Genomic DNA, 24,923 nt, shown 5'->3' on the forward strand with positions numbered 1-24,923 from the left:
CCGACACCTAATTTCGAGGGAACCTGCGATGCGATCCTCTTTGACCGTTTTCTGCCTGGCTGCGATGGCCGCCCCTGCGTTCGCAGACGGCCCCCCGCCGGTGCCCCTGACGCGGGCTGAGATGAAGCGGATGATGGAAGAATCGAAATTGGATCGGCCGCGACTCTCCGCGACGCCTTCCGCGAACGCCGACATCAGCGTCTCGCTCAGGGGCACGGCGGCCGTCCAGATGCTTCTGCCCAAGGAGCTGCGCGACGGGTTCAGCTTCTTCATGACCGACGGCCGGTTGATGGAGATGAGCAAGTTCGCGCTGAGAAACCCCGCGATCACCGAGAGTCCGACGGCCCCCTCGGCGCGTGGCCCCAAGGTCGAGCGCGACCCGAACATGACGATGGAGTGGGCCTATCGGACGATGATTTTCTGGGTCGTGTCGCGCAGCAATAATTGCATTTATTGCATGGGACACCAGGAGAGCTCGCTGCCCGCGGTGGGCGTGACCGAGGATCGGATTGCGGCGCTCGACGGCGACTGGTCGGAGTTCACCCTCGCCGAGCGTGCGGCATTTGCGCTGGCCAGGAAGATGACTGTGGCGCCTCACACGATCGTCGACGCGGACATCGAGGCGGTGCGGCGTCATTACGCCGACCTTCAAGTGTTGGAGATGACTGGGTTGGTGGCCGGGTTCAACGCGATGAACCGATGGACCGGCCCGCTGCGGCTGACTCAGGAGGGATTTCGCGAGTTCCTGACACCGACATCGTCGAAGTACGCCTCGATCGTGACGAAGGTCGGGCCGGTGCCCGGCGGTGTTGTCGGCGCGCGATGTGCCCCGGCGGCGATGGACCGGCCGGCCCTGGAGCCGCGGTCCGAGGTCGAGGCGAAATGGGACGAGTGCCGGGCGCGTAAGGCCCGATTCCCGCTCGTCGACCCTTCGGCAGTGCGCGCGATCCTGGCCGAGGGCACGTTACCGGCGGATCGCCCGGTGCCGAACTGGGTCCGCCTCTTGCTGAATTTCCCCAAGGCCGGGCCGGCGAAGGTGTCGACGCTGAGTCTCTCGAGGACGAAGGGGGCGGTGCCCGCCAAGCTGAAGGCTCAGCTCGCCTGGGTTTCCGCGAGGGCCGATCGATCCTGGTATGCCCTGGCCGAGGCTCGGGATCGCCTGCGTGCGCTTGGTGCGTCCGACGACGCAATCTTCGGCATCGACACGGCCAGCGAAGGGGAATTCACCCCCGCCGAGCGTGCGGCGTTCGCCTTCGCCCGCAAACTGACGATTGACCCCGCGCGGATTGACGATGCCGATTTCGACGCGATGAAGGCGCACTACAGCGACGCCTTGATCGCGGAGATCCTGTTCCACACCAATCACTCGATCTTCTTCAACTTGCTGACCGAGACGGCCGGCCTGCCGCTCGACGATGCCCCGGACAAGGCGGTCTCGAGTCCCGCGTCGGGAGGCCAAGGCTGACGCGGCGTTCCGGGCCTGTCTCCCTCCCGGTCGTGCTGCGGCCGAGGAGGGTGACGGGACGCTCGGCGTCCTCAGGCGGAGGGTTTCGCCGGAGTCGCTGCCGCGGTGGCGGGCTCGGGCTCAACGTCCCAGTCGTAGACGGCGTCAAACGGCTCCCACCACTTGGCGACACCGGAGGCGGGGTCGCTGTGGCGGCCGAGGCCACCGGCGGAAGGGGGCTCGATGTGGTAGGTGAGCTTGTAGGATCCGGGGGGGGGAAGCTCCATGCTGGCCCCGTAATGCAGGCCATCGATGGCGACCATGGGAATCATCTCTCCCTGACTGATGACGGCCTTCTTGGCGTCGGCCAGGGTGTACCTGACCTTCAGGTAGGGGACGAACTCGTTGAGGGCGAAGCCGTTGGGGTTGTTGGCAAGGGCGCGGACGTCGGCCTCGACGTGGATCAGGCCGGGAGCCGAGGAGGCCATGCCGTCCATCATGATCGAGCGGAGCCAGACGGCGGCGAAGCGGATGTGGTTCTTCTCGACATCCTCGCCGATGGGGTATTCCTGCAACTTCGGCCGCGAGGCGTCGCCGGTGGCATCGGGGCCGGCGACGAGTGCGGAGGGGGCGTTCTCTCTGGTGGGGCCTTCGGCGGCGGGGCGCGTCGTCTCGACGTTCAGGTAGAGCAGCCCGGCCACGCCGAAGACGATCAGGGATGCCAGCAGCGGGCCGACCCAGCGTTGTGACACGGCGATGTTCCTTTGGATGCGGTGAAAGGCGAGCGTTCGAAGCCGACGCCGTGGTGTCAGGACTTGACTCCGACGGTCTCGGTCTCGGGTGTCCTGACCCCTCGGGACTCGGCGGTCGCGGTTTCGGGAGTTTTGGTCGCTGAGGGCTTGGAGGCCTTGGTCTCGGGCGTCTTGACCGCTCGGGACTTGGCGGTCGCCGCGGACGGGTCGAGTCGCATGAGGACGTAGGCGGAGAGGGCTCCGGCGATGAGGAGCCCCTGGATCGCCAGGCACTGGACGTTAGGGTAGATGCCCAGCCAGCCAATGCCGCGCCCGGCCCATTCGACGGCCGTCTGCTTGATCCAGCCGGACTGCTGCAACTCGGCGACACCGTGGCCGGCGAAGACCACCGACATGGCGAAGAGGACCACGCCCGTCACCTGGAAGAACCGACGCAACGGCAGGCGTACGGCGGTTTTACGAATTGCGCGGTCGATGAAGATGAGGGCGAACAGGCCGGCTGCCAGGCCTGCGGCGAGCCCGAGCAGGCCGGGGCGGGCTCCCCCCTGGTTGGCGATCATCGCCTGGAAGATGAGGGCAGTCTCGGCCCCCTCGCGGAAGACGGCCAGGAAGGCGGTCAGCCCCAAGGCGCCCAGGCCCCCGACGGAGGTCGACTTGCTGGCCTGGGCCTTGATGAAGTCGGTCCAGCGCTTGGCCTGGGTCTGCGCGATCAGCCAGTAGCTGACGTAAAAGAGGACCATCGAGGCGGAGAGCAGGACGAGCCCTTCCATCACCTCGCGGGTGCGGCCCTGGGCCGACGCGATGAGCATGTTCAGTGCGACGGCCGTGATGAGGCTGGCGACGACGGCCAGTCCAACGCCGACCCAGATGGCCCGGAGGCCATCGGGACGACCGGCCTTGGTGGCCAGCGCGGTCAGCATGGTGAGCAGGAGGATGACCTCGACCCCCTCTCGGAGGATCGTGATGAGCGAGGCGAAGAAGGCGGGGGCGAAGCTGCCGACCTGCTCGCCCTCGGCCCTGAGCAGGGCGGCGTCGATCTCGGCCTTCAGAGAGCCGAGCTTGGCGGCAAGCGGCTCGCCCTTGAGGCCCGAGCCGAGGTCGCCTCGTAGCCGGCCGAACTCGAGTTCCAGGGGCCGGACGGAGGCGGGATCGCGGATGATGAGAAACCGCTCGATCGGCTCGAACGCGTCGAAATACGCCCCCGTAAGCGCCGACGATGCGTCATCGGCCTCGTCGGCGTCGGCAAGCTCCCGGACGTTGTCCAGGGAACGCGACAGGGCCATCCGCAAGGTCTGACGGTCAACCGAGCTGACGGGTCCATCGGCGGCGAGTGCCCGGCCGGCTCCCAGCTTCGAGCCGTCGGTGATCCCCATCCGGTTGAGGTCGTCGGACGCCTTGACCAGGTTGATGAGGAGGTCGCGGGTCAGGGTCGTCCACCTGGCGGCGTCGATCTTCCCCTCGGAGAGCTGACGGCTGGCCTTGAAGAGGTCGCGGAACTGAGACTCGAGCTCACCGGCTCGGTCGACGCCGAGGTTCGCCCGGACGGCGACCTCCATGTCGGACAGCTCGAACTCGACGAAGTAGGAATCCTCGGCGAGCCTGCGTGCTTTCTTCGCTCCACCCGGCTTGGCTCCTTCGGCGCGACTGCTGCCCAGGAGCAGGCCGATCCGGTCGATGACCTCGGGCCAGATGCGGGGGGGGATCTTCAGGGCTTTCCCGCCGGAGGAGACGTTGGCGGGCGCGGTGAGGGTGAGCGTGCCGAGGTCGAGACCGTCGTCGGCCACCACGACCTCGCGTTCGAGCGGGTCGCCCATCTCGTGCCAGACCTTGGCGAGGTAGCGGCCCGGTGCCACGTCACGAATCTTAAACGTGCCGCCGGCCCGGCAGACGGCGACGTTGGGACTGTCTGCCACGAGGATGAACGCCCGCATGTGGCTGTGGACGTCGCAGCCCATTTTCAGGAGACCCGGGGCGGCCGGGGTATAGTCTTCGATTCCGCCGGGCCCCATCGACTTGTTGAAGGAGAGGCCGGGCGTGAGAAGATGAAGGTTGTGGGTCTCGCTGTCCTGGTTGGTGAACCGGATCGTCTGACCGACCGAGATCGCCTGGATGCGAGGGACGAACTGGAGGCCGCTCTGGTTCACCAGCTTGACGTCGCCGGCCTGGCCTTTGGGTTCGTCTCGTTTCGGCGCGTCCTTGGATTCGAGGACGACCACCGCGGGGCTGACCGCGGGCGAGCAGACGTCGGGCATGGAGACCCGGCCACGAACCTCTCCGGCCGCCGCGGTCATCCCGCAGGCGAGCGCCAGGGCGAGTGCGAGCGGGAACGACGAGGTGGGAAAGGTCGGACGCATGGGGGTCGCTCGTGGACTGGGTCGCCCCGGGACCAGCCAGGTCCGGGGCGACAGAGGGTTGAGATCGAGTCTCAACTTCCGGTGATTATAGTCTCCGTCAAGGGGGGGGTCAAAGGGTGGGTGCTGAGGCAATGCGGATGGAGGACGAAATGGCGAACGCCGGAGCGACGGCCTACGAGGGGCCGATCACGTCGACCCCGTTCACGATCGGCGGCACGAAAATCCAACTGGCGAGGCCGGCCGACCCCGACCTGATGCTGGAAGCAGCCGACGTGCAGGCCTGGAACGCCCGCGACGACTACATGCCCTACTGGGCCTACCTCTGGCCAGGCTCCTACATGCTGGCCGATTGCCTGGGCCGGACGGCCGAGATCGGCCCGGGTGTCACCTGCCTGGAGATTGGCTGCGGCCTGGGCCTGGCGGGCCTGAAGGCCCTGGCGATGGGAGCCTCCGTCCACTTCACCGACTACGACTCGACCGCGCTCGCCTACGTGGCCCGCAGCATCGAAGAGTCCGGCCTGGACGCGACCCGGGCGACCTTCGAGCGCCTCGACTGGCGCGACCTGCCCGCCGATCGCCGCTACCAGGTGATTCTGGGGGCCGACGTCCTGTACGAGCGCCGGCTCGTCCCCCTGGTGGCCAACCTCCTGGCCCGGATGCTGGAACCAGGCGGCCTGGCGCTGCTGGCAGGCCCCTATCGGGTGGCAACCAAGGATCTACCCGAAGCCCTGAAAGCGGAGGGCCTGGTGTGCGAGGTCGCGGACATCGAGATCGAGTCGCCCGAGCTTGGACCGCTGCGGGGGGAGTTGCACACGGTGCGACGGCGGACCGTGGCGATGCCATCGGAACCGATTTAACCCTGGCGGTGATGGCGGTCAATTCCAGGTCGGTCCACGTCGGTTGTCGGGCCTCGAATTCATCTTCCGTCCGAAAGGCTTGGCGATGAGACCCGATGCCGGTTGATCCCGGAGCGAGTGTTCGTTTCACGGCTAACCTTCCCTCCTGGCAGCGGATAAGCTGGAACGACCGCTGAGATTGGGCAAAGTTTCGAGAACTGCTACGCACTCGGGCAGCTTGGCGAGCTTTCGCGGCGCGGAATCGACGCGCCGTCGCAGAACCGGGCTTTGTCAGGAAATACCGATGGCCTCACCCTGGCGTCTCTTATGGCTGGTCGTGCTGGGGTTCCATGCCGTCGCCGCCAGTGCTTGGTGGTGGCTGATGCCCGGCGGGTTTCCGGCCTGGCATCAGCGATTCTGGGCGAACGGCGTCGCCCCTCTGGTTGTGCTGTCGGCGGTGGTCCTGGCCGTCATGGCGGCGCGGCGCAAACGTTTGAGGGTGCTCAGTTTGACTCTCGCGGCGTTTCCCGCGTGCTGGGCCGCCGTGGCGGTCGCGGGCCGGGCGGCGTTTCCCATCACCCTGCAACGGATATTTGTGGTCCCTCTGGCGTGCGGGGTGGTGATGGGCCTCCTTTGGTGGCTCACCTTCAGGCGACAGCTCGCCGGGGAATCCGCACCGCCGAGACGGTCCTTGTGGACGGCCGTGCTCACGTCGGTGGCGTTCGGGGCCACGTTTCCGTTCCTGATCCGTGCTCCCGCGGCGGAGACACGCCCGACCGACATGGCGTTCCCCGATGTCGCTGGCGGGTCGACGACGCTGGAGGGGGGCGTCAGCCGCCGGCTGTTTGTGCACGGGGGCGACGGTTCGGTGACGGTGAAGGCGGGAGGATTGAACCTGTCGATCCAGCCGTTGCTGACCTTCATCAGCCGCTCGCCGGACGGCTGCCAGACGATCCTGGCCCCGGCCTCGCTGCGGGAAGGGCCGTCGAGGCGGCTCATCTCCGCTGAGCGGGTCGAGGGCGGTCTCTCGGCACTGTATCGGGAGGATTTCGATGCCTTGTTGCGCATTGAGCCGGACGACGGGTCCGGGCCGATCCGGCTGGAAACGCTCGCCTCATTGCCGCGCCGGATCGACTCGCACTTGAACTCCTTCTGCGATGTGGAGGTTTCCGGCCACAAACGGCTCGCGTTGTCGTTCTCGCCCTGCCCTAAACATCGCATCGAGGTTTTGCCCGCCGATTACCCGGTCGGGCGCCCGATCCGCCTGGCCTATCTGGACGATGCGGGCGGGTTCCACGTCGTGGAGGCTTCCAACAGCGAGAAAGGCCCCTTTCGCGAACTGGCCGGGGGTCGGCTCAAGCGAGGCGAGGTGCTGACGATCACCTTCCATGACGAGGGAAAGGCGGTCGCGAGCGTGACTCTGGACGACTGGTCTGCCCAGGTCGCCACGGCCCTGTCACCGACCGCTGGCTGGGGACTGCCGGTCAACGCGATCGAATTCAGCCGGGCGGGTAACGAGCCCAACGCCATGGCTGGCATCTACATCACCCTGGCGAGCACCTCCGTCGGGCGGGGCTGGGATAGCGTCGGCCACTATCCGGGCGTCTATCGCAATCGGTTGAGGATTGAAGATTTGAGGCAGAACAAGCCTGTTTCTCAATGACCGTTCTTGCGTCCGATTCTGGGACGATTCAGTTCGAGATGTGACTGTTTTTGCCGGATGGCATGGTCTCTGGCCGCAGGCCATTCCGCATGCAGTCTGCGTTGTCTGTCCTGCTTGTCCCAACCTCGTCTGGCGGAATTGCGATACGTATTCTCATAATCAATTAATGTTGATTATTGGGTGGATTTTGTTCGCAATCTATATACCCTTGGGAGTCGGCGGATCCATCGTCTTCTACTGGTCGAAGGATGCGGATTTCAAACGAGAGTGGTTTTCCTTGTGGAGTTGGTCGTCGAGCATTCTCTTTGCATTGATTTTAACCATCTTTCTATCGAGTGGTAAGTCATGGAAGTTTGGCGTGGGGGCACTGTGTCTCGCCGTTCCGTTCTGCAGCCTTATCGCCTGGCTTAAGGTCAGGACCACCAATTTCTGCGGCCGTTGCGGTGCGACTTCCTCCACCTGGGATTGGATGTCTACGGTCGGCAGATGTTCCAGGTGTGGGGCAGAATTCGACTCGACCCGGTAAGGCACCTGCAGGAAACTCGGCCGATCCAATGAGTTCTGTCGGCGAATGAAACGAGAGTTCGTCGATCAGAAGACATATCGGGCCGAATCACGATCGAGGTAGAGGCGGGCGCCGGGGTGGCGGCGGAGGGCGGTGGCGGGGCACGATTCGTGGATCGGGCCTTGCAAGGTAGCTCGGACGGCCTCGGCCTTGAGGGGGCCGGGGACGACGACGGAGACGATCGGGGCCGATAGCAGGGCCGGGACGGTGAGCGTGTAGGCGTGGGTCGGGACGTCGTCCAGCGTGGCGAAGCAGCCGTCGTGGACTTGCTGGGTCCGGCAAGGCTCGTCGAGGCGGACGACCTTGACCAGGACGGGGTCGAGGAAGTCGGCCACGGGCGGGTCGTTGAAGGCGAGGTGCCCGTTCTCGCCGATGCCGGCGCAGACGACGTCGGTCGGGTTGGCCTTCAAGGCGGCCTCATAAGCCAGGGCCACGGCGAGTGGGCTGACGGTGGACTCGCCGGGGATCAGGTGGAGACGGTCGGAAGGCAGGCCGACGGGCTCGAAGCAGTGCTCGCGGAGGTAGCGGCGGAACGAGGCGGGATGGTCGGGACCGAGGCCCAGGTACTCGTCCATGTGATAGCCGTCGACCTTCGACCAGTCGACCGAAGGGTCGGAGACGAGGGCGGCGAGCATCTCGTCCTGGCTGGGGGCGGCGGCGAAGATGACGTTGGCGTGGCCCGCCGCGCGGATCCGGTCGCCGATGGCCTGGGCGACGTGAGCCGCGGCGGCCCGGCCCATCTCGGCCCGGTCTTCGAAGACGAGGACGTGGAGCGAGTCGACGCGGAATTCGGCGACGGGGCGTGGGGGCTGGCTCATCGACCGGTTGACCTTCGGGTTCGGGGGGCGCCTTAAGGCCGGCCAGCGTATCGGCGCCCCCTGCGCAGGACAAGGGTCAGGCCGAAGTGCGTCGTTCAGCCTGCCCCCAGTCGCGGGCGTCCCGAGTTCGTTCAGAAAGAGTCGGCGCTGAGGACCTCGTTCCCCCTGCGGGTCGAGAGCGCCTGGTAGACCTGGGGGACGGAGGAGCCAATGTGGGGCTCGCCGCAGTCGATGCCGTAGGCGATGCCGATCGGGTCGCCATTGACGTTGTTCACGTCGATCGGCCAGGACGAGATGGTCTCCTTGATGAACCGGACGGAGCCGTCGACCATCGAGAAATTGGCGCCGCCGGGGTGGAAGCTGGAGGCCGCCTGGAGGGGGACCCAGTACCAGCCACTATTGACGATTTGATCGCGGTATTTCTTGTGGCCGTTGATGGGGTAACTGGTGTCGAACATGGTGTCGGTCCAGTAGCCCGAGTGCCACCACTGGAAGCCTGTCCGGTCGGATTGGGCGATGACACCGCGGGCGTGCTCGCCGAATAGGAGCGTGTTGCTGGTGCCGTCGGAGATTTCTGCGAGACTGACCGTCCCCTGATCGAAGATTGTGCCATTCATGGCGCTTCGATAGGTCGGCAGGCAGGCGCGGGTGACGGTGTAGAAGGTGTCACCCCAGTAGCTCCCACGGTTGCCGACGTAGCTGCTGAACTTCTGGGTGATGCTGGGGGGTGTGTAGCCGTAATAGGCCTGGTCGAGCGCCAAGCTCTCCGAAGAGACCGGGTCGCTCGGGCACCACAGGCCCAAGATCCCCACGCCGGCGACCGTGACGTTTGACGGCGATCCGATAAACAGGTTGAAGTTGAACGCGTTGTAGGCCTGCGCCTGTTCCAGGGTGGGGGCCAGCAAGACGAGGGCGTTGATGCCCAGCCCATAGGTCGTGGCACCGTCGGTGCGCAGCGAGAAGTGGCCCGAGGGCAGGGCTCCGGTCTGAGACTCGTAGTTGGCGGCGGCCAGGGCAAGTTGCTTGAGATTGTTGACGCACTGCGAGCGCCGGGCGGCCTCGCGTGCCGACTGGACGGCGGGCAGCAGGAGGGCGATGAGAACCGCGATGATGGAGATGACGACGAGGAGCTCGATCAGCGTGAACCCGGGAGGGCGCCGCGTTCGGCGGGTGAGGTTCATGGGGAGGCCTCGGATGTTCGAAGGGGCTAACCGTAACCGGAGTGATGGCCTCGGTGAAGTCAGGACCGGGCGGGTTGTGACGTGATGATGGGAGGTGAAGTGAGGTGGGGCGGGGTCTCAGCGGCCCGGGCCGCGTGAGGTGGATCGGATTGGCGGTCCCGGGGGATTCGCCGCGTTTCGGCCGACCCCTCTTGCCTTGGAGTTCGTGATTGAGACAGGTTTACGGGAAATGCCCTTGGAATCGGCGATTGACTTGGACTTGCCGAGATCGATCGTCCCCACCTCGCTCTCGCCGCAGCCGATCGACACGGTCGCGAAGATCAGGGCGAGGTACGGGGCTCCGGGGCGCTTTCTGAGCGTTGGCATCGGGGGTGTCCTGGAATGTCTCTCGGGGTTGGGAGAGATTCCAACGAGAGAGGCAAGCCTCTTCTGAGAACTGGAGGCAGTTTACCCGCGAATCCGACCGGATGAGAAGGAGGTTTCAAAATCCACTTCAAATCCATCCCCGAAAGCCCCGTGCTTCACCTCGCGCGCAATGTTCAGTCGACGCCCAGGAATCGGCCGCCATCCACCCGGTAGCATGCGCCGGTGACAAAGTCGGAGCCTTCCAGGAGGAAGAGGATCATCCGGTTGGCGTCTTCGGGGGTTCCCAGGCGGTGCAGGGGGGTGGCGTCGAGGACGGCGGTCCGATCGGACTCGGAGAGGTGGGGAGGTGGGTCGATCATGGCGGGCTGGACCATGGTGACGGCGATCTCGGGGGCAAGCTCTTTGGCAAGGGCCAGGGTGAAGGTGGTCAGGCCCCCCTTGGCGGCGAGGTAAGGGAGGTAGTCGCGGTAGGGGCGATCGGTGGCCCAGTCGCCCACCTGGACGATCTTCCCCTTGATGCCGTCAACGGCGGGCTGCCGTCGCATCTGGCGGGCCGCGGCGATGGCCGCGTGGTAGGGGGCGGCCAGATTGGCCGCGAGCATCGCGTCGAAGTCGGCGGCGGTCAAGTCGTCGAACGGAGTCTTCTTGTAGACGCTGGCCATGTTCACGAGGATGTCGATCCGGCCGAGGGACGCGACGACCTGCGTGATGGCGGCGTCGGCCTGGTCGGCGCGGGAAAGGTCGGCCTGCACTGTCAGGGCCCGGCGTCCCCGGGCTTCGACGGTCTCGGCGGTGCGTTCGATGGCTTCGCGGCTGGTGTGGTAGGTCAGCGCGACGTCGACGCCGCGGTCGGCGAGCATCAGGGCCAGTTGGCCGCCGACTCGTCGACCGCCCGTGATGAGGGCGACCTTACCCTGAAGGTTCAAAGCCCACCCCAGGGGGTGTCGGCGACGCCGGCCTCGTGGTTGATGCTACGGGCCATCACGAACAGGTAGTCGCTCAGGCGGTTGAGGTAGACGATGACGTCGTCGGAGACCTGCTCCTCGGGTTTGTTGCGCAGGGCGACGACCAGTCGCTCGGCGCGGCGGCAGACGGTGCGGGCCAGGTGCACCTGCGCGGCGGCGGCGGTGCCGCCGGGGAGGATAAACTGAGTGAGCGGAGGCAGGCCGGCCTCCATCTCATCGATCTGGCCCTCCAGTCGGATCGCGTGGGCCTCCTTGATGGCGTTGTAGAACCGACCTTCGGGGTCGGGGTCGGCCAGTGCGGATCCGACGGCGAAGAGGTCGTCCTGGACGGCGGCGAGCCAGCCGTCCAGGCTTGAGGAGACCCCAGCAGCTCGGGCCAGGCCGAGGACGGCGTTCAGCTCGTCGACGGTGCCATAGGATTCGATCCGGGCGTCGTCCTTGGAGACCCGGCCGCTGCCGAGCAGGCCGGTCATGCCCTTGTCGCCGGTCTTCGTGTAGATCTTCATGCGTTCGCCGAGGGGGGGGCGCCGGGCCTTGGCGAGCGCCCGGCGATGGATTTATACTTGGCACGCTCGGGGCCGCGACGGACGAGACTCGCCGCGCAGCCCGACCCGACAGACCCCGACGGAGCCACTCGCCATGCTTTCCATCCTCGTCGCAGCGGCCATTGTCGCGGCCGAACCCCAGGGGCCGCCCGCCGCCGAGCCGGCCTTGCCTGCCGCCGAGGTAGCCAAGCTTGAGTCCAAGCACCTGCGGAATATCCGCCAGGTCACCAGGGGCTTCGCCAGGGCTGGCGAGGGCTATTTCCGGCCCGATGCGAAGGCCATTATCTTCCAGGCCAACGATCCCGACAAGCAGGATTACCAGATCTACACCCAGGACCTGGCCGAAGGGGCCAAGCCTCAGCTCGTCTCCACCGGCGAGGGGAAGTGCACCTGCAGCTACTACCACCCCGACGGCAAGTCGATCCTGTTCGCGTCGACCCACCTCGACCCTGCCTTGAAGGAGGGAATCCCCAAGCCCGCCACCAAGACGGGGCCGGCTTACAGCCGATCCGAGCGGTACAAGTGGGAATTCGACCCGCAGATGGACATCTTCAAGGCTGATCTTGACGGGAAGAATCTCGTCCGGGTGACCGACACGCCGGGCTATGACGCCGAAGGGAGCTACTCGGCCGACGGCAAGCAGATCATCTTCACGTCGTTCCGCGACGGCAATGCCGAGATCTACATCATGGACGCCGACGGCACCAACCCCAGGCGGATCACCGACGCCAAGGGATACGACGGCGGCCCTTTCTTCAGCCCCGACGGCAAGAAGATCATCTACCGCAGCGACCGCAAGGAGAACGACCTCCTCCAGCTCTTCATCAACACCCCCGACGGCAAGAACGAGAAGCAGCTCACCGACAACAAGGCCGTGAACTGGGGCCCCTACTTCCACCCAAACAGCCGCCACATCCTGTACTCGACGAGCATCCACGGGCATAGCAACTACGAGATCTACCTGATGGACACCGAGACCGGCCAGCAGGAGCGGATCACCTACCGCGAGGGGTTCGACGGGCTCCCTGTCTTCAGCCCCGACGGCAAGAAGGTGCTCTGGACCTCGAAGGGTCGCAACCCCGAGAACACCAGCCAGCTCTTCATCGCCGACTTCGAGCTCGAGCCGTCGGCCACCGCCGCCCGCTGATCCCTCTCCCCTCTCCCACTCGAGCGATTCGACATGACGGCCAAAGACCTGATCGATCAAGGTTTGGCGCGGAGCGAGTTCTTCCTGGAGAAATACCTGGAAGGGCTCGACGACGCCGACCTGACGCTGGTGCCGATCGAGGGGATGAACCCGATCGCCTGGCAGCTCGGGCACCTGATCTCGACCGACACCAGGCTCCTGGAAATGATCAGGCCAGGCGCGGCCCTGCCGCCCGGATTTGCCGAGGCCCACCCGCGCGACCCGTCCGCATCATCCGGGGCGTTCCTGACCAAGGCCGAATACTTCGACCTGCACGGGAAGGTGCGGGCCGCCACCCGCGCGGTCCTGGAGACGATGGACGACGCCGGGCTGGACACGCCCAGCCCCGAGGCCGTCCGCAAGAACTTCCCGCTGGTGGGCAACATGCTGAATCTGATGGGCCAGCATGCCGTCCTCCACGCCGGCCAGTTCGTCGCGGTCCGACGGGCCCTCAAGAAGCCGATCGCGTTCTGAGGCCTTGAAAAACACCCCCGCCCGGCGCGGACGGATTCGCGCGGGCGGGCGGCTCAGAAGACGAGGTCGGCCACGCCGACGACGAGCAGGCCCATGCTGATGGCGACGTTGACCTGGAAGAAGGCGACGTTGACCCGCGTCAGGTCATCGGGCCTGACGATGGCGTGCTCGTACACGAGCAGGAGCGCCACCGCGGCCACGCCGCTGAAGTAGATCGTGCCCAGCGGATAAGCCAGGCCCAGGGCCACGAGCGCCACGACGGTCAGGGCGTGGCAGGCCGCCGCCAGGCGCAGGGCGTTGGCGATGCCGATGCGTCCGGGGATTGAATGCAGGCCGGCGCCGCGGTCGAACTCGGCGTCCTGGCATGCGTAGATGATGTCAAAGCCGGCCACCCAGAACAGCACGGCCAGGCCGAGCAGGACCGGCGACCAGGCGATGTCGCCCCGCAGGGCGATCCAGGCCGCCACCGGTGAGAGCATAAGCGCGAAGCCCAGCCAGAAATGTGCCAGGCTGGTGAATCGCTTGGCATACGAGTATCCCAGCAGCCAGAGCAGGACCGGCACGGCCAGGATGATGGGCCAGCGGTTGGGCAGGAACAGGAGCGTCGAGGCAACGAATGCGATCGAGCTGAGCAACGTAAAGCTCGCCACCGCGCTGGCCGACAGCAACCCGGCGGGAATATGGCGCCCGGCCGTGCGCGGATTCCTGGCGTCGATCTCGCGGTCCGCCCAGCGATTGAACGCCATCGCCGCGGTCCGGGCCGTGGCCATGCACAGGAGGATGCCAATCCAGTCGCGGGGCCGCCCACGCCAGCCGTCCGGGCCGTGGGCCGCCAGGGCGGCGCCCAGCAAGGCGAACGGGAGCGCGAAGAGGGTGTGGCTGAAACGGACGAGCGAGAGATAGTCGCTGAGTCGCAAGGCTTTGCCTGATAGACGGGTGTGGCGGGCGATCGGACTTGCCGGATGCTAACCGGATCGCCGCCCGGCCGTCCAGGACTCGGGTTGCCCGAGTCCACAGTCGCCCCATCCTTCGGGGCGGATCGAGGGCAGACCTGGCCCTTCGGTACGGGCGTCGACTTCTTGCGGGATGAGCGGAGATTCGGCCATATAGGTACCCAGTGATCGATTTCGACTCAACATGGAGATGAATGGATGAGCAGCCCCAAATATCGGCGAATCTCCAAGGATGACGCCGCGGTCCTCTTCGTGGACCATCAATGCGGGCTCACCGCGCTGGTGCAGGACTACTCGCCCTCGGAGTTCAAAAACAGCGTCCTGGCGCTGGCCGACATCGCCAGTTATTTCAAGCTTCCGACCATCCTGACGACCAGCTTCGAGGAAGGCCCCAACGGTCCGCTCGTGCCCGAATTGAAGTCGATGTTCCCCGACGCGCCTTATATTGCCCGCCCCGGGCAGATCAATGCCTGGGATAACGAGGATTTCGTCAACGCCGTGAAGGCGACCGGCCGGAAGCAGCTGATCATCGCCGGGATCGTGACCGAGGTCTGCGTGGCCTTCCCGGCGCTCTCGGCGATCGAGGCGGGCTACGAGGTCTTCGTCGTCACCGACGCCTCGGGGACGTTCGACAAGGCGAGCCGTGACGCCGCCTGGCTGCGGATGTCGGCCGCGGGCGTGCAGCTCGTCAACTGGTTCGCCGCGGCTTCCGAGCTTCATCGCGACTGGCGCAATGACGTCGAGGGCTTCGGCAAGCTCCTCATCGACCACACGCCCATCTACATGGCACTGATGACGGCACACAATAGCCGGAAGCAGGCTTGATCGCGGAGCGTCAAAACGAGATTCGCGTCGCCCTGCCATCGGGCAGGGCGACGCGAATTGATGAATCAAGCACATGCTCGGGCGTTTGAACGTAACGTGCTCAAACGTCGGCGCTCGCGCGTCCAGGGGGGTGCCGGCGGTTCAGATCCGGTCCCAGGCGTCGCGGGTGGCGTGCTTGGCCTTTTCCCAGCCCAGCTTGGTGTTGTGCTTGGTCGCTTCCCAGCCGGACTTCAACTCGGCCTCGGCGTCCTGGAAGCTGGTGTGGGCGGACTTGGCGCGGGATTCCCAGCCGTACTGATAGGCGGGCGCGTAGTCGTCGTAGGTCGCGTCCGAGGAGGCATAGGGACGAGACTTGTAATTTTCGCGCCAGTAGGACGCCTCGGCGGTCGGGTCGATCGATTCGGCGACGCCCTTGCCGGCGAGGCCGCCAGCGACGGCACCGACGACCGCGCCGATGGCCGCACCAACCGGGCCGGCCGCCATGCCGATGGCCGCACCGGCCGCGCCGGCGCCAGCCGCGCCCAGGCCGGTGCCGACCGGGTGCGCACCCGGCTCACCGGTGATCGGGTCGCGGTTTTCGTCACGGTTCTTATCTTCGGGATTGATGGCCATGAGTCGGCTCCGAGAGAGGAGGGGCGAATCTGCATTCACGGCAGGTGGAATTGCAAATGGAGTGCCACAGGAGGTTTCTGGTCGCGTGTGTCAAATCGGGGACGGTTATTGACCGGGATGCCCATTCGGGTGGACAATCGTACCCGACCGACCGTCGGGGCGCCGCCGCGGGCGACGCAGTCGAAATGGCCCTTCGATGCCGAGCGGGGCCGGTCCCTCGATCCAGGCACCTCGACCACATGCTGGCCAAGCTCAGCTCGTATACGCTCATCGGCATTGATGCCGCCCCGGTTGCCGTCGAGGTCGACGTCTCGTCTTCGTCGATGCCCAAGACTGTTCTTGTCGGGCTGGCCGAGGCGGCCGTCCGCGAGAGCACGCATCGGGTGGAGCGGGCGCTGGTCAACTCGGGCTACCGACGGCCCGACGACCGCGTGATCATCAACCTGGCCCCGGCGGACATCAAGAAGGACGCGGGAGGGCTCGACCTGCCCATCGCGCTGGGCCTCTTGATCGGAAGCGGCCAGGTGCGCTGCGATCGACCGGGCCGGTTCGCGGTGATCGGCGAGCTAGCGCTCGACGGCCAGACCCGGGCCATCAAGGGGGCCCTGGCGATGGCCCTGACGGCGTCGTCCGAAGGGATCGACGGGCTCCTCGTCCCCGAGGCCAACGCGGCCGAGGCCGCGGTCGTCGAAGGGTTGCCCATCTACGCGGTCGGCAGCCTGGCGCAGGCGGTTGGCTTCCTTTCCGGCCAACTCGACCTGGAGCCGACGCGGGTCGACCTGGACGACGTCTTCACCCGGCTGGCACGCTACGAGGAAGACTTCGTCGACGTCAAAGGCCAGGACTACGCCAAGCGTGCCCTCCTGATCGCGGCCAGCGGCTCGCATAATGTCCTGATGATCGGACCTCCCGGCACGGGGAAGACGCTGCTGGCCCGCCGGCTGCCCACGATCATGCCCTCGCTGACGCCCGCGGAGAGCCTGGAAACCACGCGCATCTATAGCGCCATGGGCCTGCTAAAGTCGGGCGAGCCCCTGATGGCCGTCCGCCCCTTCCGCTCGCCCCACCACTCGGTCTCGGACGCGGGACTGGTCGGCGGCGGAAGCACGCCCCATCCCGGCGAGATTTCGCTCGCACACAAGGGGGTCTTGTTCCTGGACGAGCTGCCCGAGTTCAACCGCAAGACCCTGGAAGTGCTGCGCCAGCCGCTGGAAGAGGGGCAGGTGACCATCAGCCGAGCCTTGCGGAGCACCACCTTCCCCGCCGACTTCGTGCTGGTTGCGGCGATGAACCCTTGCCCCTGCGGCTATCGATCCGACCCGCGCCGGGCTTGCACGTGCACGCCCCCGCAGGTGGACCGCTACCTGAGCCGGATTTCCGGGCCGCTGCTCGACCGGATCGACCTGCACGTGGAGGTCCCCGCCGTGCCGTTTGCGCAGCTGAACGAGGCCCCGCCGGGCCCGACCTCGGCGGAATTCCTCGCCCTGGTCGTGAAGGCCCGTGCGCGTCAGGCCAGGAGGTTCGGCCCGAAGGGGACGGCGGTCAACGGCCGGATGACCCCCCGGCAAGTGCGGAAGTACGCGGTCCTGGGGCCCGACGCCTCGTCGCTGCTGCGGGCGGCGATGGAGGAGCTGGGCCTCTCAGCGCGAGCCCACGATAAAGTCTTGCGCGTCGCGCTCACCATCGCCGACCTGGAGGGGGTCGACACGATCCAGGGTCATCACGTTGCCGAGGCCGTCGGTTACCGATCGCTGGACCGAGGAGTTTTCTGCTAAGGTCAAAATGAGCAAGCCCGATCGTCGAAGTATGGGTGGTGAGTCGTGCAATCCCATCGCTCGGAGCAAGGGGGCATTCCGTGCCAATCACCTCGGTCGCGATCTGGCTGACCTTGCTGGCCACGGGTGCCACGCCGGATGGTGGCCAGCTGGAGGTCGACCCGCCCGCATTCCGGTTCGTCGGTACTGACGGCCTGGGCCAGATCGTCGTGACGGAAAACGACATCGACCGGACGGCCGATGCGACCTACGAGAGCCTTGATCCGGTTGTCGTCCAGGTCGACGACCGGGGCGTGGCCCGGCCACTCGCCGACGGGGCGACCTCGATCGTCGTGCGGGTCGGATCACGCGCCTCGCGGATTTCGGTCGAAGTCACCGAGTCGGCAAACGGGCGGCCGGTTGCCTTCGAGTCTGACGTGGTCCCGATCTTCACCAGGCTCGGCTGCAATGGCGGCGGTTGCCACGGGAAATTGGCCGGTCAGAATGGGTTTCGGCTGAGCCTGCTTGGGTTCGATCCGGCGATGGATCACGAGACGCTGGTCAAGGAGGGCCGGGGGCGTCGGGTGTTCCAGGCCGCGCCCGGGTCCAGCCTGGTGTTGGCGAAGGCGACCAATGCCTTGCCCCATGGCGGCGGTAGGAGACTCTCGGTCGACTCGGCCGAGTACCGCGTGATCGCACGCTGGATCGCCCAGGGGGCCAGGTCCCCTGAGGGGCGGGGGAAGTTGGCGACGCGGATCGAAGCCAGGCCCCATTGGAGGAATCTTCCGGCCGGGGGCGGCCAGCAACTCCGTGTGGTGGCCCACTACGCCGACGGGTCGCAGGCCGACGTCACCCAACTCGCGCAATTCCAATCCAATGCGGCCGACCTCGCCACGGTCGACGAGCGAGGGCATATCCTGGCCGGCCGGGGCGTCGGCGAAGCCGCCATCATGGCCCGGTTCAACGGGTTGGTGGCCGTCGCGCGAGCGACCCTCGCACGTCCGCCGGTCGAGGGAGAGGCAGCCGTCGCCGATCCCCCGGCCAGGAATTTCATCGACCCGCTCGTGATGGGAAAGCTCCGCTCGCTGGGCCTTGCTCCGAGCCCGGACTGCACCGACGCGGAGTTCGCCCGGCGCTCGTCGCTGGACCTTTGCGGCGTCCTCCCACGGCCTTCCGACGTCGCCGCGTTCGAGGCCGACACCAGGCCCGACAAGCGTGAGCGGTGGGTCGACCGGCAGGTCGAGCGTCCCGAATATGCCGACCTGTTCGCGATGAAGTGGTCGGCGATCCTCAAGAACAAATCCCCGTTCGGCCCCAGGTCGCAGCCGGCCACTTACGCGTTCCATGCCTGGATCCGCCAGGCGATGGCCGAGAATATGCCCTATGACCGATTTGTCACCGCGATCGTCGCGGCCAGGGGAGACGCCCTCGTCAACCCGCCGGTCGTCTGGTATCGCGGGGTGTCCACCGTCGAATCCCAGGCCGACGACACCGCCCAGCTCTTCCTCGGCCTGAGGATTCAGTGCGCTCGCTGCCACCATCATCCATTCGAGCGCTGGAGCCAGGACGACTACTACGCCTTCGCCTCGATCTTCGCGCGGATCGACCGCAAGCCGGGCTCCGACCCATTCAGCCCTCGCCTGTTCGTCAAGCCGAAGGGCCTGGCCACGCACCCGATCACGAAGCGAGATCTCCCCGCGAAACCACTGGGGAGCCCCGCCTGGGCCGATCCCTCGGCCACACGCGACCCGAGGCAGGACCTGGCCGAGTGGATGGGACGGTCGGACAACCCGTTCTTCGCCCGGGCCCTGGTCAATCGTTACTGGAAGCACTTCCTCGGTCGGGGCCTGGTCGAGCCCGAGGACGACATGCGGGCGACGAATCCAGCCACCAACCCCGAACTTCTCGACGCGCTGGCCGATGATTTCGTCGCGCACGGTTTCGACCTGAAACGCCTCGTCCGCCTGATCGCTACGAGCCGGGCCTATGACCGGAGCAGCATGCCGATCCCTCAGAATGAAGGGGACCGCCAGAACTTCGCCAGGTTCTATCCGCGACGCCTGCCGGCCGAGATCCTCCTAGACGCTGTCAACGAGGCCGCCGGCACCCGCGAGGCGTTCGCGAACGTGCCCGGCGAAACGCGAGCCGTGCAACTTGCCGACGCCGGGGCCGACTCGTATTTCCTCGACGTCTTCGGCCGCCCCGCCCGTGAGAGCGTCTGCGAATGCGAGCGGTCGCCCGAAGCGAATCTGGCGCAGACCCTCCACCTGCTCAACTCGCCGGAAATCCAGCAGAAGTTGACCGAGGGCAAGGGCCGGGCCCAAATTCTAGCCGCCGACTCCCGCCCCGATGCCGAGAAGCTCGACGAACTCTATCGCCTCTGCGTCAGTCGACCTCCGTCGGCCGACGAGCGTGAAACCTGCCTGGCCCACCTGGCACGCCGACGCTCTCAGGAGAGGCTTGTCCAGGGTTATGAAGACCTGATCTGGGCTCTGATCAATACCAAGGAATTCCAGTTCAATCGCTGAGGAAACGCCCTTGGCCTCGGGGCAGGTTGTCCTGAGACGACAAATTTTCCGAAAGCGATTGATCTCTGGATTTTGGCGATGGATCGTTGGTGAAGTCACTGATAGCATGGATGCTAATCTGCGAGGCATCCACGCTCGACCGCCATGTTGGGTTTGGCGACGCATTCGAGGCCCGCAGTTGCTGTCACCTCTACGGACTCCTCCCAGTGAACGAACCCAATCCAGAGAAGCCGCGGGGTCGCCGTTCGCCCGGTAACTTCGTCGTCGGATTCGTCGCCCTGGTCGTTCTTGTCGGGGCCGGGAGTGTGATCTGGGGAGCCATCGGCGAGGACGTCAAGCAGGCCATCGCCCAGGCCAGGCTCGCCGTCGCCGCGAAGCCCTTGGCACAGGTTGCCGCCGCGCCCCGACCGCCAGTCGCCGCCGCTCCGGTCCCGATCGAGGAGGATGAATCGGCCTACTGGAGCGATGTCTCAATCTACAAGGCAAGGCCGGGGCGGCCGATCCCGATCGTGGTTCTCCAGCGAGGTAAACAGCCCGAAACCGCGGAGAATTACTCGATTTACCTGGGGCTCCTGGCCCGCGATATGGTCCGCCAGGGCCTGCTCATCTCGGCCCGCGAGGAACTGGGCGCCTTGACTCGCGACGTGCCCATCGGCGACCACGCGCCTGCGGGCGAGCCCGACGTCCGCTTTCGCATCGGGTCGCAATTCCTGCGCGAATACGAGTTGCCCCCGGGAGAGACCCCCCACGGCAGGATCACGATCGTCGAGGGGCAGGGGGAGACACGGAAGGTCGTCTGGGCGACCCGTGTCGACTACAAGCTGCCAATCGCCCCCGATTACAGCCAGCTGGCCGGCGAGGTCGAGGGTTTTTCTCGCAAGGAATTCCGCCGCGCCCTCGAAGGCCTTGGCCTGAAGCGCACGGAGCCTGCGCCGGCCCGCCAGCCGGAGGCCCCCCTTCCCGAGAAGGTGGAAGCGAGCCTGAAGCAGCCGGTCGAGACCGAGCAATTCGCGGCGATCCGCGCCTTGCACTCGGAGATCCGGCGGGGTGGCGAATCGAGGACGCTGCTGGTCGCCCTGGCCAGGGCCTACGCCCATCTCGGCTCGCTCTCGGAAGGGCAGTGGACCTCCGATTCCAACGCGTTCCAGGCCAGATCGTTGCTGTACGGGCGGCGTGCCCTCTCGCTCGACGAGAACAATCCCGAGGCCCTGAGCGGCCTAGCCTATGCCGAGGCGGTCGTCGGCCTGAACAGGCCGGCGAGCCAGCACTTCTTCGAGGCCGACGAGGCCGGGATGGTCGGCCCGGACCCCGACTGGATCAGGATGATCAGGGCCTTTCTCCTGTCCGATTGCAAGACGCTGGCGACGATAGACTCGGAGAAGCCCGGCGACCCCTGGCCTGCCTACTTTCGATTCCTGTCGATCTCGCGGTCTTCGTCCATCTTCGACGGCCTCGACCGGGTGAATCGGCACGAGATCGTCGAAGCCGGCCGGCACCTCCTGACGCGTGTGCCCGACTGTTATCGGGTCCACGACGGGCTGGCCGCCATCGGTGGGGTGTCGAATCTGCACCGGGCGACGACCGAAGGCCAGGCTCTGTATGCGGGTGCCGTCCTCAGGCGAATTTCTACCTTGCAAGGGCTTCCCGCGCGGGTCGCGGGCCTGGTTGACGACGGTGGCCATCCCGACGAGGTCTCGCTTCGAAGGGCGTTTGATGAATCGGCCGGGGAAGACGAGGGAGACGTGACCTGGGGCGTGCTCGCCAGGCAGCTCCGCGAGATCCGCTTCACTCAGGTCTGCCGTCGCCTTTACTTCCTCACCGACTGGCTCAATGTCTCGCCCGCGGAGTTCGCCGAGCAGGTTACCCCCTACGTCGCCGACCACCCGAGCCGGTCGTATGTCGCCCTGTTCGCGGGCGTCGATGCCGAAGCGATCAAGGGGATTCGGGCCATTGACCTGGATGACATGCCGTACAGGGCGAATTCCATGTTCAAGCATCTGCAAGGGATCGACACGGCTTGGGCGGCACAAGCCGGCCTCATGGCCTGGTCGCGGAACGAACACGGGACGGTCCCGGGGATGGTCGAGAGGATCGCCGCGATCCGTGGCATCGGACTGAGTTCCGCGGCGCTTCAACTGCGTCAGCTCGACCCCTACTCGCCACTGGGCCGTGGCGCATGGATTTACGTCGATGAGTCGCTCTCCGACAAGGAAGCCACGGAATGGCGAAAGGACCACGGGGGAGACGATACCTACGTGCTGGCCACGCTCGGCATCAAGCTCGAGGGCAAGAATAAGCTCGACGAGGCCCAGGAACTTCTGGAAGCGGCGCTGAAAGCCTCGCCCGATCTCTGGATCTTCGACGGCCTGGTGAACATTTACCTGAAGACCGGCCGGGCCGACCGCTGGATCGCGGCGGTCGAGGAGTTCGTCAAGAACGAGGACATGGCCCTCGACCACTCCAAGGCGCTCATGGGCATCGCCAAGTTCCTGATGGCCAAGGGCGAGTACGAGAAGGCCCGATCGTTCGCCGAGCGGGCGGCTGCGTCGTGGTCGGGCGACTCGATGCTCATGGCCGCCAAGTGCGCCGAGGCGATGCAGGATTGGGACGGGGCTGAGCGCTGGATCCGCCGGATCTCCGAACGCTATAGCAACGACTGGCTGTCCTGGGCCTACTGGTGCAAGCGGACCGGCCACGGGGACGCCAAGGCCGCCGCGGCGCTCGTGGAGGCACAGCTCGCTGCCGGTCGCGTACCGAGGCCCGACGAGGAACTTCACGTCGCCATCATTCAGATTCTCGACGGCAAGCCCGAGAAGGCCCGAGAGAGGCTGGTACCTCGCTTCGCCGCGACGAATGACACGACCGACGGGGCCATCCTGGCCCTCGCCTGTGAGCTGGCCGGCGACAAGGCGGGCCGCGATGACGCGTTGAAGGCGATTGGCGACAACCCGAGCCCGAGCAGCCCCAGGACCGCGAAGGTCATGGGCAGGCTCGGTGTCTGGCTCGCCAAAGGGGATCCCAATGAACTCGACATGGAGGCGCTCAAGGCCGAGATCGAGGAACTCACAGCATCGAAATGGCCCTCGACTTGCGCGATCCTCGCCCCCTTTCTCGAACGCAACGGTAAGCAGGAGGCCGCCCTCGAGTACTTCAACCTGGCGAACGCCGACCCGTGCTATGCCTGGTTCAGGCTTATCGCCCAGGACGGCCTACGTGCCCGAGGTGTCGACCCGGGAATCTTCCCCTGGTAGACGACTGACGCTGTTGGGATGGTACGATCGAAGTTCCATGGAGGTTGGCCGCCGGGCCGATGTTCCGGCGGGAGATGCACCGATCTCGGCCCGGTAGGGGAGGGGTAATCGGCCATGCTCGATCTCATCTCGGGGCGTTCCAGGACGTGCGACGGCCTCACACGGCGCGGCTTCCTTCGGGTGGGCTCGCTCGGGCTGGGTGGGCTGACTCTGGCCGATGTTCTGCGGCTGCGATCGAAGGCCGCGGAGGCCGGGCTTCCGACCAGGGATACGGCCGTGATCCAGGTTGTGCTGGGGGGCGGCCCCAGCCAGATCGAGACATGGGACCCCAAGCCCGACGCTCCGGCCGAGTTCCGGGGCGAGTTTAAACCAGTCTCCACCAACGTCCCGGGAATTTTCCTGGGCGAGATGTTCCGCGGCCAGGCCGGCCTGATGGACAAGCTGGCCGTCGTTCGTGGGCTGCACCACGAGGCCGACGATCACAATATCGGCAGCCACTGGATCATGACGGGGTTCAGGGCCGACTCCGCATTCCAGCCGACGAACGGCCGGCCCAGCGTCGGGTCGATCGTCGCGAAGATGAGGGGACCCAACGCGGTCGGCCTCCCCGCGTATGTCTCCGTGCCGGGCGCCCCGTCGTATGCCCAGGCGTCGTACCTGGGGGCGGGCTACAACCCATTCCGGGTCGACGGCGACCCCTCGGCCAATGCCCGGGTGCGGAACCTCGTCCCCCCGGACGGCCTGGACCTCGACCGGATCGACGACCGTCGCCAGCTCCTGGCGCAGCTCGATCGGATCGAGCGTCGTCGGGACGCCTCGGGAATGATGGACGGCCTGGACCGATTCGCCGTCGAGGCGAACGCGATGGTGACGGGCAAGGCGGCCCGACGCGCCTTCGACCTGACGACCGAGGACCCACGCCTGCGCGATCGCTATGGTCGGACGAAGGTCGGCCAGAGCTGTCTGCTGGCACGCAGGCTGGTCGAGGCGGGCGTGACGTTCGTGACCGTGAATGACACCGGCTGGGACCACCACGGGCAGGTCTTCCAGGCCTGCCGCCGCCAGCTTCCCCCGCTCGACGCGGCCATCGCCGCGCTGGTCGAAGACCTATACGACCGCGGGCTCGATCGGCGAGTCTTGCTGGTCGTCTGGGGCGAATTCGGCCGCACCCCCCGAATCAACGGGTCGTCGGGGCGCGATCACTGGCCCAACGCGATGAGCGCGGTCCTTGCCGGCGGGGGCCTGAATGTCGGTCAGGTCGTCGGCGCGACCAATCGCAACGGAGAACGTCCCGTGGACCGCCCGCTCAGGCCAGAGGACCTGATCAGGACGATCTACCATGTCCTCGGGCTAAACTCGTCTCACGAATTCCCCGACGACTCCGGCCGACCCAGGCCGGTTCTCAATGTGGGCGAGCCGATTGCCGAGCTGATCTGAGCTCCGGCGATTCGACTCATTTCGGCTTGGGCTCGAGCGCCCGCTCTAGGTCATCCAGCGAGACCTGGGTGGGCATGGCATTGCCGAGCAAGGCGCTGAGCTGGAGGCCGACGAGGGCTTCGCTCGAACTCTTGTTCTCGGTGACCATATTCAGATACGCGTCGGCACCGACGAGCACCGCCCTGGGCTTGCCGTGGACCGTCAGCACGTAACGGACGTCACCTCGCTCAAGCTCGCGGAGGATATTGGGCAGATTCTGGTGCAGTTCGCGACTGCCGATGATGCGCACCGGCGAGTCATTCGTCTTGTCCGGCATGGGACCGGATCTCCAGGCTCGAGAGAGGTTGTCCGCGTGGTCCGGAGGTCGGACGTGACGACGGGAGTCGGACGTGACGTCGAGGAACGCGGTCGGAG

At 66.3% G+C, this 24,923-nt stretch carries 19 protein-coding genes; 10 read left to right on the forward strand and 9 right to left on the reverse strand.

The genetic code is table 11. From position 1 onward, the window contains the following. The first annotated feature begins 28 nt into the window (after positions 1–28). The gene (locus EP7_RS16830) at positions 29–1,465 is read left to right on the forward strand and encodes a carboxymuconolactone decarboxylase family protein (RefSeq protein ID WP_463522739.1); all 1,437 of its coding nucleotides are present in this window, start codon (positions 29–31) and stop codon (positions 1,463–1,465) included. Positions 1,466–1,536: 71 nt separating this feature from the next. On the opposite strand, the gene EP7_RS16835 is transcribed toward EP7_RS16830, so the two are convergent. Both EP7_RS16835 and EP7_RS16840 read right to left on the reverse strand, forming a co-directional pair. After that, positions 1,537–2,196, reverse strand: a complete 660-nt coding sequence (locus tag EP7_RS16835) for an iron transporter (protein ID WP_463522741.1) — start codon at positions 2,194–2,196, stop codon at positions 1,537–1,539. A gap of 56 nt (positions 2,197–2,252) precedes the next feature. Next, complete coding sequence (locus EP7_RS16840) at positions 2,253–4,550, reverse strand: FTR1 family protein (RefSeq protein WP_463522743.1); 2,298 nt, start codon at positions 4,548–4,550, stop codon at positions 2,253–2,255. Positions 4,551–4,699: 149 nt separating this feature from the next. Between EP7_RS16840 and EP7_RS16845 the strand changes: the two genes are divergently transcribed. Continuing rightward, entirely contained in the window at positions 4,700–5,407 is a 708-nt protein-coding gene (locus EP7_RS16845) for a class I SAM-dependent methyltransferase (protein ID WP_463522745.1), read from the forward strand. Between the two features lie 283 nt (positions 5,408–5,690). Then, entirely contained in the window at positions 5,691–7,049 is a 1,359-nt protein-coding gene (locus EP7_RS16850) for a hypothetical protein (protein WP_463522747.1), read from the forward strand. A 591-nt stretch (positions 7,050–7,640) separates the two neighbouring features. Here EP7_RS16850 and EP7_RS16855 read toward each other — a convergent pair. The 4 genes from EP7_RS16855 to EP7_RS16870 all read right to left on the reverse strand — a co-directional run bounded on the left by EP7_RS16855 (position 7,641) and on the right by EP7_RS16870 (position 11,450). Then, a complete protein-coding gene (locus EP7_RS16855) occupies positions 7,641–8,432 on the reverse strand; it encodes a glucosamine-6-phosphate deaminase (protein ID WP_463522749.1) in 792 nt (263 codons plus the stop codon). A 131-nt stretch (positions 8,433–8,563) separates the two neighbouring features. Further along, complete coding sequence (locus EP7_RS16860; RefSeq protein WP_463522751.1) at positions 8,564–9,613, reverse strand: DUF1559 family PulG-like putative transporter; 1,050 nt, start codon at positions 9,611–9,613, stop codon at positions 8,564–8,566. 539 nt (positions 9,614–10,152) lie between these two features. Next, on the reverse strand, positions 10,153–10,905 hold the full coding sequence (locus tag EP7_RS16865; RefSeq protein WP_463522753.1) for an SDR family NAD(P)-dependent oxidoreductase: 753 nt from the start codon (positions 10,903–10,905) through the stop codon (positions 10,153–10,155). Further along, positions 10,902–11,450, reverse strand: a complete 549-nt coding sequence (locus EP7_RS16870) for a cob(I)yrinic acid a,c-diamide adenosyltransferase (RefSeq protein WP_463522755.1) — start codon at positions 11,448–11,450, stop codon at positions 10,902–10,904. Before EP7_RS16870 ends, EP7_RS16865 begins: the two co-directional genes overlap by 4 nt. A 133-nt stretch (positions 11,451–11,583) precedes the next feature. Between EP7_RS16870 and EP7_RS16875 the strand changes: the two genes are divergently transcribed. After that, on the forward strand, positions 11,584–12,636 hold the full coding sequence (locus EP7_RS16875) for a TolB family protein (RefSeq protein WP_463522757.1): 1,053 nt from the start codon (positions 11,584–11,586) through the stop codon (positions 12,634–12,636). A gap of 33 nt (positions 12,637–12,669) precedes the next feature. Continuing rightward, entirely contained in the window at positions 12,670–13,149 is a 480-nt protein-coding gene (locus tag EP7_RS16880) for a DinB family protein (RefSeq protein ID WP_463522759.1), read from the forward strand. A gap of 53 nt (positions 13,150–13,202) precedes the next feature. On the opposite strand, the gene EP7_RS16885 is transcribed toward EP7_RS16880, so the two are convergent. Further along, the gene (locus tag EP7_RS16885) at positions 13,203–14,066 is read right to left on the reverse strand and encodes a UbiA-like polyprenyltransferase (protein WP_463522761.1); all 864 of its coding nucleotides are present in this window, start codon (positions 14,064–14,066) and stop codon (positions 13,203–13,205) included. A 234-nt stretch (positions 14,067–14,300) separates the two neighbouring features. Between EP7_RS16885 and ycaC the strand changes: the two genes are divergently transcribed. Continuing rightward, positions 14,301–14,927 carry an isochorismate family cysteine hydrolase YcaC gene (ycaC, locus tag EP7_RS16890; protein WP_463522763.1) on the forward strand — a complete coding sequence of 209 codons (627 nt, stop codon included), beginning with the start codon at positions 14,301–14,303 and terminating at the stop codon, positions 14,925–14,927. Positions 14,928–15,068: 141 nt separating this feature from the next. On the opposite strand, the gene EP7_RS16895 is transcribed toward ycaC, so the two are convergent. Continuing rightward, on the reverse strand, positions 15,069–15,539 hold the full coding sequence (locus EP7_RS16895) for a hypothetical protein (RefSeq protein ID WP_463522765.1): 471 nt from the start codon (positions 15,537–15,539) through the stop codon (positions 15,069–15,071). A 239-nt stretch (positions 15,540–15,778) separates the two neighbouring features. On the opposite strand from EP7_RS16895, the gene EP7_RS16900 reads away from it, so the two are divergent. The 4 genes from EP7_RS16900 (at position 15,779) to EP7_RS16915 (ending at position 24,509) form a co-directional block, all read left to right on the forward strand. After that, entirely contained in the window at positions 15,779–17,314 is a 1,536-nt protein-coding gene (locus EP7_RS16900; protein WP_463528432.1) for a YifB family Mg chelatase-like AAA ATPase, read from the forward strand. Between the two features lie 80 nt (positions 17,315–17,394). Further along, positions 17,395–19,821: a DUF1549 and DUF1553 domain-containing protein gene (locus tag EP7_RS16905; RefSeq protein WP_463522767.1), complete on the forward strand. Its 2,427-nt coding sequence runs from the start codon at positions 17,395–17,397 to the stop codon at positions 19,819–19,821. Between the two features lie 206 nt (positions 19,822–20,027). Then, positions 20,028–23,072, forward strand: coding sequence for a tetratricopeptide repeat protein (locus EP7_RS16910; protein ID WP_463522769.1), 3,045 nt, complete (start codon positions 20,028–20,030; stop codon positions 23,070–23,072). 114 nt (positions 23,073–23,186) lie between these two features. Beyond that, complete coding sequence (locus EP7_RS16915) at positions 23,187–24,509, forward strand: DUF1501 domain-containing protein (RefSeq protein WP_463522771.1); 1,323 nt, start codon at positions 23,187–23,189, stop codon at positions 24,507–24,509. A 16-nt stretch (positions 24,510–24,525) separates the two neighbouring features. Here the strand turns inward: EP7_RS16915 and EP7_RS16920 are convergent, their stop codons facing one another. After that, complete coding sequence (locus EP7_RS16920) at positions 24,526–24,825, reverse strand: type II toxin-antitoxin system Phd/YefM family antitoxin (protein ID WP_463522773.1); 300 nt, start codon at positions 24,823–24,825, stop codon at positions 24,526–24,528. Between the last annotated feature and the right edge of the window lie 98 nt (positions 24,826–24,923).

It is taken from the genome of Isosphaeraceae bacterium EP7 (assembly GCA_038400315.1).
Taxonomy (GTDB): domain Bacteria; phylum Planctomycetota; class Planctomycetia; order Isosphaerales; family Isosphaeraceae; genus EP7.

Bases quoted from the DNA above. Each gene is read 5' to 3' on its own strand.
- EP7_RS16830 (WP_463522739.1), top strand. From the start codon at position 29: ATGCGATCCTCTTTGACCGTTTTCTGCCTGGCTGCGATGGCCGCCCCT.
- EP7_RS16840 (WP_463522743.1), bottom strand. From the start codon at position 4,550: ATGCGTCCGACCTTTCCCACCTCGTCGTTCCCGCTCGCACTCGCCCTG.
- EP7_RS16845 (WP_463522745.1), top strand. From the start codon at position 4,700: ATGGCGAACGCCGGAGCGACGGCCTACGAGGGGCCGATCACGTCGACC.
- EP7_RS16850 (WP_463522747.1), top strand. From the start codon at position 5,691: ATGGCCTCACCCTGGCGTCTCTTATGGCTGGTCGTGCTGGGGTTCCAT.
- EP7_RS16855 (WP_463522749.1), bottom strand. From the start codon at position 8,432: ATGAGCCAGCCCCCACGCCCCGTCGCCGAATTCCGCGTCGACTCGCTC.
- EP7_RS16860 (WP_463522751.1), bottom strand. From the start codon at position 9,613: ATGAACCTCACCCGCCGAACGCGGCGCCCTCCCGGGTTCACGCTGATC.
- EP7_RS16870 (WP_463522755.1), bottom strand. From the start codon at position 11,450: ATGAAGATCTACACGAAGACCGGCGACAAGGGCATGACCGGCCTGCTC.
- EP7_RS16875 (WP_463522757.1), top strand. From the start codon at position 11,584: ATGCTTTCCATCCTCGTCGCAGCGGCCATTGTCGCGGCCGAACCCCAG.
- EP7_RS16880 (WP_463522759.1), top strand. From the start codon at position 12,670: ATGACGGCCAAAGACCTGATCGATCAAGGTTTGGCGCGGAGCGAGTTC.
- ycaC (WP_463522763.1), top strand. From the start codon at position 14,301: ATGAGCAGCCCCAAATATCGGCGAATCTCCAAGGATGACGCCGCGGTC.
- EP7_RS16895 (WP_463522765.1), bottom strand. From the start codon at position 15,539: ATGGCCATCAATCCCGAAGATAAGAACCGTGACGAAAACCGCGACCCG.
- EP7_RS16900 (WP_463528432.1), top strand. From the start codon at position 15,779: ATGCTGGCCAAGCTCAGCTCGTATACGCTCATCGGCATTGATGCCGCC.
- EP7_RS16915 (WP_463522771.1), top strand. From the start codon at position 23,187: ATGCTCGATCTCATCTCGGGGCGTTCCAGGACGTGCGACGGCCTCACA.
- EP7_RS16920 (WP_463522773.1), bottom strand. From the start codon at position 24,825: ATGCCGGACAAGACGAATGACTCGCCGGTGCGCATCATCGGCAGTCGC.